We start from the raw sequence: 9,134 nt of genomic DNA on the forward strand, positions 1-9,134 counted from the left end.
GGCCAAGCAAAGCGCGAGCCGGGACCCGGGTGCTTGATCCCGGATCTTCGCTACGCTGTCTCCGGGAAGACCTTGCCGTGGATCGCAAGCACGCCGTAGAACCAGACCCTATTATTTTGCTCAAAAAAGTGTTCGATGACCAAATACAATTCCTACATCATCTGCACGTCTCCGCGCAGCGGCAGCACGCTCCTGTGCAAGCTGCTGGGGGCCACGGGCATTTCCGGAAATCCGGGCTCACACTTTCATGAGCCGTCGCTCCAGGCCTGGCTGGAATATTATGGCCTGGACAATGGGGAAGCGGAGCAGGAGAGGGAGACGCTTGAGCGGATCTTTCAGGCCGCGATGGAAAAAGGCAGCCGGAACACAGGCATCTTCGGCTTGCGTTTGCAGCGGCACAGCTTCGATTTCTTCATGGAAAAACTCGGCCTTCTGCATCCGGACGTTTCAAGCGATCCGGAGCGGCTCGAGGCGGTTTTCGGGCGTACCCTGTTCATTCATCTGACGCGGCCGGACAAGCTCGCCCAGGCGGTTTCTTACGTGAAAGCCGAGCAGACCGGCCTGTGGCACCGGGCGCCGGACGGAACGGAACTGGAGCGTCTCGCTCCACCTGCCGAACCGGTCTATGACGAAGGCGAGATTCGAGCCACCTGCGAAAGGTTCACGGCATTCGATCGGGACTGGCAGACCTGGTTCGAAGTCCAGGGCATCGAGCCTTTCAGGATCACATACGATGACTTGTCTGCGGACCCTCAGGGCCTGTTGCGGGATGTGCTGGAGGCACTGGGACTGGACGGTACGGTGGCGGGAAGTGTGACACCGGGCGTTGCCAGACTGGCGGATGCCACCAACGAAGCATGGGTGAAGCGCTTCAGGCAGGAAGAAGTCCTGCCTGTTTCTTGTCAGCTTCCGCGATACGTCGAATAGCTGAACGGCGAGACCAGCAGGGGTACGTGGTAATGCGCGTCTTCCGACATGCCGAAGCGCAGTGGCACGGTGTCGAGGAACTTCGGTTCCGGCAATTCGATCCCGGCGGCGTCGAAATAGGCGCCGACATGGAACACCAGTTCATAGGTGCCGGTCCTGAAGTCTTCCTTGGGCAGAATCGGGCTGTCGGTACGGCCGTCGTCGTTGGTCACCAGCGTGCGCAGGTGGGTGCGGCTGTCGCCCGAGATCTCGTAGAGATCGATCTTGATGCCTTCGCCCGGGCAGCCCTGGGCGGTGTCCAGCACATGTGTCGTCAGATATCCGGCCATGCGGCTCTCCCAAACAATTCGTTTCCGGTGCATGATGCTTTTCCGCAGTGCGGAAGGGCACCTGCGGATATCAGAAAGCACTTTCTAAAAAACCGAGAAAGTCATCTGCATTATTTTGCTTTATAAGAAGACAATTGCCAACGGTCAGATCAATCATAAACAAATCCCGCTGGTATTTGCAGGAGGTCCGTCTTGAATCGCTATCCTCGTAACTTGCGTGGTTATGGTCCCAACGCCCCCGATCCCAAGTGGCCGGACGGTGCCAGGGTCGCCGTCCAGTTCGTGCTGAACTACGAGGAAGGCGGCGAAAACTGCGTGCTTCACGGCGATGCGGCTTCCGAGGCATTTCTCTCCGACATTCCGGGCGCGGCCCAATGGCCCGGCCAGCGCCACTGGAACATGGAATCCATGTATGAATATGGTGCAAGGGCCGGCTTCTGGCGCCTGCATCGCCTGTTCACCCGTACCGGTATTCCGCTGACCATTTATGGTGTCGCCAGCGCGCTCGCCCGCAATCCGGAGCAGGTCGAGGCCATGAAGGACGCCGGCTGGGAAATCGCCAGCCACGGCCTCAAGTGGGTCGAGCACAAGGACATGCCGGAAGACGAGGAACGAGCCGCGATTGCCGAAGCGGTCCGCCTGCACACGGAAGTCGTCGGTGCGCGTCCGCGCGGCTGGTACACTGGCCGCTGCTCCGCCAACACCGTTCGCCTCGTCGCCGAGGAAGGCGGTTTCGACTATATCTCCGACACCTATGACGACGACCTGCCCTACTGGCTCGACTTTGATGGCCGCGACCAGCTGATCATTCCCTACACACTCGAAGCCAACGACATGCGCTTTGCCACGGCGCCCGGCTGGACCGACGGCGAGGATTTTTACAACTACCTGCGCAACGCCTTTGACGTGCTTTATGCCGAAGGCGAAACGGACACGCCGAAAATGATGACGATCGGCCTGCACTGCCGTCTCGTCGGCCGTCCGGGCAAGATCGCCGCCCTGCAGAAATTCATAGAGCACATCCAGAAGCACGACGGTGTCTGGTGCCCGCGCCGGATCGAGATCGCCGAGCACTGGGCGAAAAAACATCCGCCGCAGCGCAGCCCGCAGCCGAGCCGTATGGGCCGGGAAGAATTCGTGCAAACCTTCGGCAGCATCTTCGAGCATTCGCCGTGGATCGCGGAGCGCGCCTTCGAGCTGGAACTCGGCCCCGCGCACGACTGTGCCGCGGGCGTGCACAACGCGCTTTGCCGTATGTTCCGCTCCGCAAGCGACGAAGAGCGCCTCGGCGTGCTGACGGCCCACCCGGACCTTGCGGGCAAACTGGCCCTGGCCGGACGCCTGACGGCGGAAAGCACCAACGAGCAGGCAAGCGCGGGGCTGGATCTCCTGACCGACGAGGAACGTGAGACCTTCACGACGCTGAACAATGCCTATGTCGAAAAACACGGCTTTCCGTTCATCATCGCGGTTCGGGATCACAACAAGGCGTCGATCCTGGAGGCCTTCGAGCGGCGTATCGGCAACGACCGGGAAACCGAATTCACTGAGGCCTGCTATCAGGTAGAACGCATTGCGCGGCACAGGCTGCAGGATCTGTTGCCGTGACCGGTAAACTGACCCCATCACCACTGACTGCCGAGGCCTTCGCCCCCTATGGCGAGGTTCTCGAAATCGCAGGTGCCCCTGACAAGATCATAAACCAGGGCAAATGCGGTCGCTATCACGACCTGGCCAGGCTCGACTTCGGCAGCGGACAGGCCGGCATCAGCCTTTTTGACGCCGAAGCCCGGCATCTGCCCTATGCCGTGGAGCTGGTCGAGCGGCACCCGGAAGGCAGCCAGGCCTTCATTCCGCTGGACGGCGTGCCGATGATCGTGGTGGTCGCCGACGACCGGGACGGCGAGCCGGTAAATCTCAAAGCATTCATCAGCCAGCCGGGCCAGTCGATCAATCTGCATCGCGGCACCTGGCACGGCGTTCTGGCGCCACTCGGCAAACCCGGGCGCTACGCCGTTGTTGACCGTATTGGAGAGGGAACCAATTTGGAGGAATATTGGTTTTCCGCTCCATGGACAGTGGAGGCAGCCGGCACGGACTAGCCCCCACTCCCCGGACGATCACCGCACAGAAAACGATGCGGGACGTCCATGACCTTCAGAGGAGCAATCATGAATAACTCGTCGATCGGGACGGCAGAGCAGCTGCGCGATCCCAATTACACGCCGCCTTTGATGAAGGCGGTGCCGCTCGGCATTCAGCACGTGCTGGCCATGTTCGTGTCCAACGTGACACCGGCCATCATCGTGGCGTCCGCCGCCGGCTTCGGTTTCGGCTCGAATTCACCAGACTTCCCCGAGCTTTTGTATCTGATCCAGATGTCGATGGTGTTTGCCGGTGTGGCAACGCTGCTGCAGACGCTGACGCTGGGTCCGGTGGGCGCGGCCCTGCCGATCGTCCAGGGAACGTCCTTTGCCTTCCTGCCGATCATGATCCCGCTGGTCGCCGGCAAGGGCGTCGACGGCCTCGCCGCGCTCTTTGGCGGCGTGATCATTGGGGGTTTCTTCCACGCGTCGCTCGGTCTTGTCATCGGCAAGATCCGTTTTGCCCTGCCACCTCTGGTCACAGGGCTTGTGGTCACCTTGATCGGCCTGTTGCTGGTCAGGGTCGGCATTCAATATGCCGCCGGCGGTGTGCCGGCCATCGGCAAACCGGAATACGGCTCGCTGCTCAACTGGTCGGCGGCACTGGTCGTGATCCTCGTCACTCTGGGGCTGAAATTCTTCGCTCGTGGCATGATGTCGGTCTCCGCAGTCCTGCTCGGCCTGCTCGCGGGTTACATCTTCGCCCTGGCCACCGGCATGCTGACCTTCGGTGCGATTGCCGGGTCCTGGGACAAGGCCGCCGTCTTCGCCCTGCCGCAACCGTTCAAATACGGCTTCGAGTTCTCTTTTGCTGCTGTTATAGGTTTCAGCCTGATGGCCTTCGTTTCCGCGGTCGAGACCGTCGGTGACGTCTCCGGCATCACCAAGGGCGGGGCCGGGCGCGAGGCCACCGACAAGGAAATCGCCGGTGCGACCTATGCCGATGGTCTCGGTACGGCGGCTGCCGGCTTCTTCGGCGGCTTCCCGAACACCTCCTTCAGCCAGAATGTCGGCCTCATCGCCATGACCGGCGTCATGAGCCGGCACGTCGTCACCATCGGCGCGATCTTCCTGATCGTCTGCGGCCTCATTCCGAAGGTCGGCGCGGTCATCCGCACCGTGCCCATCGAGGTGCTCGGCGGCGGTGTGATCGTGATGTTCGGCATGGTGGTTGCTGCGGGCATTTCCATGCTGTCGGACGTCAACTGGAACCGGCGCAACATGGTCATCTTCGCCGTCTCGCTCTCCATCGGCCTCGGTCTGCAGCAGGAACCAGGCGCCTTGCAGCACATGGGCGACACGGCACGCATCCTGCTCACCAGCGGCCTGCTGCCGGCGGCCCTGATCGCCATCGTCCTCAACCTGGTGCTGCCGGAGGAACTCTCCAACGAAGCCACGGAAGAGGTCTCCGGCGGAATGTCCGGTCATGGCCACGGCTCGCTGCCGCATGAGGAAACGGCGTAGGCCGCAAGCGAAACGCCAAAACGGGAAAGGGCCGCGCGAGCGGCCCTTTTTTATTGCCACCCTCGGCTCCCCGATCCCGGACGCAGCGTAGCGAAGATGCAGGATCGGGGAGCCGGGGCCGCCGAACCAAGGTTCTGGAAACGGCAAAAGCATGTGCCTCACCGGTCCCGCTCGCGCTCCGCTTGGCCGGGATGACGATGATGAATCTTGACGTTTAGTCCGAGGTCCGCATGTGCGGCCTTTCCGGAACGATGGCGAGCACGTCGAAAGTCTTTTGCTTCACCGCGCGGCCATCAGACGAGCCATGTCGATCATGCGCGCGGAGAAACCCCACTCGTTGTCGTACCAGCCGAAGATGCGCACCTGGTGATCGTTTGCCTCGAGCGTTTCGGGCAAGTGGATCACAAGCGATTCCGGGCGGGCACGCATGTCGGTGGAAACGACGCGGTCGCGGACAAATCCGATCAGCTTGCTGCCGGAAAAGATTTGCTGGAGCCGGTCGTTGAACGGTGTCTCGACCGGTTTTGACAAGGTCAGCGTCAGATCGACGGCGGACACGCTGATGGCAGGAACGCGCACCGCGGCGCCGCTGACCTTTCCGGCGAGTTGCGGCAGGACCTTGCCGACCAGCTTGGTGGCGCTGGTGGTGGTCGGTACCATGGAAACGCCGCCGGCGCGGCTACGCTCCAGCGGGCCGCGCGGGGCGTCCACCATCGGCTGGCTGCCGGTGTAGCAGTGGATGGTGGTCATATGCCCGCTCTTGATGCCGATGGCGTCGTCGATACCGCGCAGCAGGGGCGCGAGCGCGTTGGTGGTGCAGGAGCCGTTGGAGACGATCCGGTGGCTGCCGAGCTCGGCCTCGTTCGCCCCCAACACCAGCGTGACGTCGGCGGCGGCTGAGGGGCCGGAGATGAGCACGTTGCGTGCTCCGGACCGAAGGCCGCGTTCGGCGATCTCGCGCGTGTCGGCCTTGCCGGTGCATTCCATGACGACATCGGTGTCGGAAAGGTCGAGGGTCGACAGGTCTGTCTGTGCCGAAAACGGAATGGTGCGGCCGTTTACGGTCAGGGTCCCGTCGCCGGCTTCAACGGATCCTGGCCATGGGCCGAACACGCTGTCGTATTTGAAGAGATATGCGCAGGTCTCCAGTGGTGCGATGTCATTGATCCGCACCACTTCGATTGCCTCGGTTTCGGGCAGGCTCAGCACCTGACGCAAAACGGTCCGGCCGATACGGCCGAACCCGTTGATCACAATCCGCATTCCTGACGATCCGGGTCTAGAAATCCACTTCGATCGCGACGCCCTTCCGGATGGCCAGATCCACTGCCGCGGAAGCGACCGCAAGATCCTGAAGGCCGACGCCGGTACCGTCGAACAGCGTGATTTCGTCGTCCGAGGTCCTGCCGGGATGGGTAGCATTAATCACGGCGCCGATCTCATTTATATTGTCCCTAGAGACAATTCCCCTTGCAACCGCATGCTGGCATTCGCCGATGGTGGCGGACTGTTCGACCTCGTCGGTGAAGAGGGTCGCGCTCGCGACAAGCTCGGCGTCGACTTCCTGCTTGCCCTTGGTGTCGGTGCCCATGCAGGCGATATGGGTGCCGGGCGTCACCTGATGCGCCATCAGGATCGGGTCGAAGCTGGAGGTGATCGAAATGATCACGTCGGCTTCCGCGCCCATCCGGTCCAGGTCGACGGATTCATAAGGCAGGCCGAGTTCGGCGGCGGTTTCTTCCAGGCGCGACAGCATCTCCGGATGAAGGTTCCAGCCCAGCACTTTTTCGAAGTCCCGCTGTTCGGCGGCCGCCCGCATCTGAAAGGCGGACTGGTGGCCCGCGCCGATCATGCCGAGCACCTTGGCGTCCTTGCGGGCCAGATGCTTGATGGAGACGGCGGAGGCTGCCGCGGTCCTGAGCGCGGTCAGGAGGTTGCCGCCGACAAGCGCCTTGGCCTGGCCGGTATCGGCATCGAAGAGCACCACGGTCGACTGGTGGTTGGTCAGGCCCTTGGCCGCGTTGCCGGGCCAGTAGCCGCCGGACTTCAGGCCGAGCGCCAGGGACGAACGGTCGAAGCCGGACTTGAAGCCGTAAAGCGCGTCCGCATGGCCGATGGCTTCGCGGATGACCGGAAAGTTGTAGGCCGCGCCGCTCGACATGGCGGCGAAGATGTTTTCGACCGCCTCGAAGGACTCGGCCCTGCCGATCAGTCCGGCAATTTCCTTTTCAGGAACGATGATCATGTTTGGTCTCCCATGAAATACCCATGATATGCCCGGAGAACGGCGCTTGCCCTTGTCGGGGCCGGGAGCGCAGCGGGGTTCCGAAGGACGGACGGCGATTTCTGCGCTCACCGCCAGTCCTTCGAAACCCGCGCTCCCCTCCTCCGGACAAGCCTGGTCCGGTATCTCCTGCCATGCCGGGCTTGCCTTGCGCGGAGAGCCCGGACTTCATTCAATTCGTGTCTCTGTCCACGCGGTTCTGCCAAAAGCAGACTGGGACCGGAGCGCCTGCGACTTTCAAGACCGGGCGAATGGACGAAAGTCACCGGTTCCCCGGTCCCGGGTCTCCGCTTCACCGCGTCGGGGGGGACGACAAGCGAAGCGGAAGCCCTTGGATCAGTAGGCCTTGCCGCGGGCCGACACCGGCCAGACGGTTTCGACCTTGCCGTTACGCACGCCGACGTACCAGTCGTGAACGTTGGCGGTCGGATCGCAGTGGCCCGGAACCAGCTTCAGCTTTTCGCCGACCTTCAGCACACCGTTCGGGTCGGAGATGACGCCGTGCTCGTCGGAGCACTTGATGTATTCCACGTCGTCGCGGCCGTAGATGAACGGCAGGCCGCTGTCGACGGACTGGGCTTTCAGGCCCGCGTCGCAGATCGCCTTGTCGGCTTTCGCGTGGCTCATCACCTGGGTCAGAATGAAGAAGGAGTTTTCCCACTCGCCCTGGTCGATGCGCTTGCCGTCCTTGTCCAGGATGCGGCCGTAGTCGGCATCCATGAAGGCATAGGAGCCGCACTGCAGTTCGTTGTAGACGCCGGAGTTGGATTCGAAATAGTAGGAACCCGTGCCGCCGCCGGACACCAGTTCCGGCTCGAGACCGGCTGCCTTAAGGCCTTCGACCGCGTCCTTCACCATGGCGATAGCGATGTCGAGTTTTTCCTTGCGCGCCTCATAGCTGTCGAGGTGCTGCATGGCGCCCTGGTAGGCCTGGATGCCGGTGAACTTCAGGTTTTCCGCAGCGTCCACTGCCTTGGCGATGGCAACGACGTCTTCCGTGGTGGTGACACCGCAGCGGCCGGCGCCGCAGTCGATCTCGATGAAGACTTCCAGCGTCGTGCCGTGCTTGACGGCGGCAGCGGAAAGGTCGGCGACGTTGTTGATGTCATCGACGCAGACGATGGTGCGGCAGCCGTATTTCGGCAGCTGTGCCAAACGGTCGATCTTCTTCGGGTCGCGCACCTGGTTGGAAACCAGAATGTCCTTGATGCCGCCGCGGGCGAAGACTTCCGCCTCGCTCACCTTTTGGCAGCACACGCCGACGGCGCCGCCCAGGCGTTCCTGCAGCTTGGCGACATCGACGGACTTGTGCATCTTGCCGTGCACCCGGTGGCGCATGCCGTGGGCCTTGGCGTAGTCGCCCATCTTCTTGATGTTGCGCTCCAGGGCATCCAGGTCGAGCACCAGGCAAGGGGTCTGGATATCGGCTTCGTCCATGCCGGGAACGGCGGGAATGTCGAAGCCGACGTCGAGTTTTTCAAAACCGGTTTGTGCGTTCATGGGTCAATCTCCCGAAATCGCTGTAATTGGGGCCGGATCAACCGGCTTTCCCTTCAAGGAGGGAAGGCCGAAGTCGTTGATCGATGAGAAGGGGCTGGAGCGTTCTGCCGGCGTTCGGCCGGTTGTCAGACGTTCCAGGGCAGTTTGTTGAGATCGACGTTGCCGCCGGTGATGATCACGCCGACACGCTTGCCCGCAAAGACATCCTTGTTTTTCAGGATGGTGGCCAGCGGTACGGCCGAGGAGGGCTCCATCACGATCTTCATGCGCGCCCAGATCAGGTACATCGCGTCGATGATTTCCTGTTCAGACGCCGTCAGGATGTCGGTGACGTGGTTGGAGACGAAGTGCCAGGTCAGTTCCTTCAGCGGCACCTTCAGTCCGTCGGCAACCGTCACCGGCGCGTCGTCGGCGATGATGTGACCGGCCTTGAAGCTGCGTGCGGCGTCGTCGGCCTGTTCCGGCTCCGCGGCGTAGATCTTCACC

Annotated in this window: 9 protein-coding genes; 4 read left to right on the forward strand and 5 right to left on the reverse strand. The window is 62.3% G+C overall.

The genetic code is table 11. The annotated features are described in order from the left end of the window. Positions 1-135: 135 nt before the first annotated feature. Positions 136-927, forward strand: coding sequence for a Stf0 family sulfotransferase (locus ACQY7U_RS12235; RefSeq protein ID WP_428644808.1), 792 nt, complete (start codon positions 136-138; stop codon positions 925-927). On the opposite strand, the gene uraH is transcribed toward ACQY7U_RS12235, so the two are convergent. After that, a complete protein-coding gene (gene uraH / locus ACQY7U_RS12240) occupies positions 903-1,256 on the reverse strand; it encodes a hydroxyisourate hydrolase (RefSeq protein ID WP_428644809.1) in 354 nt (117 codons plus the stop codon). The two genes, ACQY7U_RS12235 and uraH, sit on opposite strands and share 25 nt — an antisense overlap. Before the next feature lie 192 nt (positions 1,257-1,448). On the opposite strand from uraH, the gene puuE reads away from it, so the two are divergent. The 3 genes from puuE (at position 1,449) to ACQY7U_RS12255 (ending at position 4,864) form a co-directional block, all read left to right on the forward strand. Then, complete coding sequence (puuE, locus tag ACQY7U_RS12245; RefSeq protein WP_428644811.1) at positions 1,449-2,864, forward strand: allantoinase PuuE; 1,416 nt, start codon at positions 1,449-1,451, stop codon at positions 2,862-2,864. Then, positions 2,861-3,358, forward strand: coding sequence for an ureidoglycolate lyase (locus ACQY7U_RS12250; RefSeq protein WP_428644813.1), 498 nt, complete (start codon positions 2,861-2,863; stop codon positions 3,356-3,358). Before puuE ends, ACQY7U_RS12250 begins: the two co-directional genes overlap by 4 nt. Before the next feature lie 69 nt (positions 3,359-3,427). Further along, positions 3,428-4,864: a uracil-xanthine permease family protein gene (locus ACQY7U_RS12255; protein WP_428644815.1), complete on the forward strand. Its 1,437-nt coding sequence runs from the start codon at positions 3,428-3,430 to the stop codon at positions 4,862-4,864. A 279-nt stretch (positions 4,865-5,143) separates the two neighbouring features. Here the strand turns inward: ACQY7U_RS12255 and ACQY7U_RS12260 are convergent, their stop codons facing one another. The 4 genes from ACQY7U_RS12260 to ACQY7U_RS12275 all read right to left on the reverse strand — a co-directional run. Next, a complete protein-coding gene (locus ACQY7U_RS12260) occupies positions 5,144-6,127 on the reverse strand; it encodes a type I glyceraldehyde-3-phosphate dehydrogenase (RefSeq protein ID WP_428644817.1) in 984 nt (327 codons plus the stop codon). Between the two features lie 16 nt (positions 6,128-6,143). After that, positions 6,144-7,109, reverse strand: coding sequence for an iminosuccinate reductase BhcD (gene bhcD, locus ACQY7U_RS12265; protein WP_428644819.1), 966 nt, complete (start codon positions 7,107-7,109; stop codon positions 6,144-6,146). Positions 7,110-7,484: 375 nt separating this feature from the next. Beyond that, positions 7,485-8,648, reverse strand: coding sequence for a 3-hydroxy-D-aspartate aldolase BhcC (gene bhcC, locus ACQY7U_RS12270; protein WP_428644821.1), 1,164 nt, complete (start codon positions 8,646-8,648; stop codon positions 7,485-7,487). Between the two features lie 125 nt (positions 8,649-8,773). After that, positions 8,774-9,134, reverse strand: a 361-nt coding sequence (locus tag ACQY7U_RS12275; RefSeq protein WP_428644823.1) for a pyridoxal-phosphate dependent enzyme, incomplete at its 5' end; no start/stop codon positions are given.

Origin of the sequence: Roseibium sp. (assembly GCF_050301095.1) — a bacterium.
GTDB lineage: Bacteria > Pseudomonadota > Alphaproteobacteria > Rhizobiales > Stappiaceae > Roseibium.

Coding starts and splice junctions, on each gene's coding strand:
- uraH (WP_428644809.1), bottom strand. CDS start 1,256: ATGGCCGGATATCTGACGACACATGTGCTGGACACCGCCCAGGGCTGC.
- ACQY7U_RS12255 (WP_428644815.1), top strand. CDS start 3,428: ATGAATAACTCGTCGATCGGGACGGCAGAGCAGCTGCGCGATCCCAAT.
- bhcC (WP_428644821.1), bottom strand. CDS start 8,648: ATGAACGCACAAACCGGTTTTGAAAAACTCGACGTCGGCTTCGACATT.
- ACQY7U_RS12260 (WP_428644817.1), bottom strand. CDS start 6,127: ATGCGGATTGTGATCAACGGGTTCGGCCGTATCGGCCGGACCGTTTTG.
- bhcD (WP_428644819.1), bottom strand. CDS start 7,109: ATGATCATCGTTCCTGAAAAGGAAATTGCCGGACTGATCGGCAGGGCC.
- ACQY7U_RS12235 (WP_428644808.1), top strand. CDS start 136: ATGACCAAATACAATTCCTACATCATCTGCACGTCTCCGCGCAGCGGC.